Origin of the sequence: Paraburkholderia sp. NMBU_R16, from assembly GCF_013282575.1 — a bacterium.
Lineage (GTDB): Bacteria > Pseudomonadota > Gammaproteobacteria > Burkholderiales > Burkholderiaceae > Trinickia.
This window is the reverse complement of the sequence record NZ_JAAAYE010000362.1, coordinates 1-298: the sequence shown is the minus strand read 5'-3', so window position 1 is coordinate 298 and position 298 is coordinate 1. Positions and strand designations below refer to the sequence as shown.

The 298-nt window shown below is 62.1% G+C and carries 1 pseudogene; it reads left to right on the top strand.

The annotated features are described in order from the left end of the window. A pseudogene (locus tag GWC77_RS28535) lies at nucleotides 1–298 on the top strand (IS4 family transposase); the annotation flags it as partial.

The window sequence follows — 298 nt, the reverse complement described above, 5'->3', positions numbered from 1 at the left end:
AGCTGAACTTTAACGGGCAGCAGATCGCTGGACTGGGGCCGTTGTCGTATGAAGCACAGCGCGGCATGTACGTTCACGCGACCTACGCGGTCACGCCACAGCGTGAACCGTTGGGCGTGCTCAATGCCTGGATGTGGTCGCGTGAGCGCAAGGACGCCGCAGGCAAGCGTGGCGGTATCAAGGAAAGCACGCGCTGGATCGAGGGATACGAACGGGTGGCCGAGCAGGCGGTGGATCTGCCCGGCACACGGTTGGTGTATGTCGCAGACCGTGAGTCGGACATTGTCGAGCTGATGAC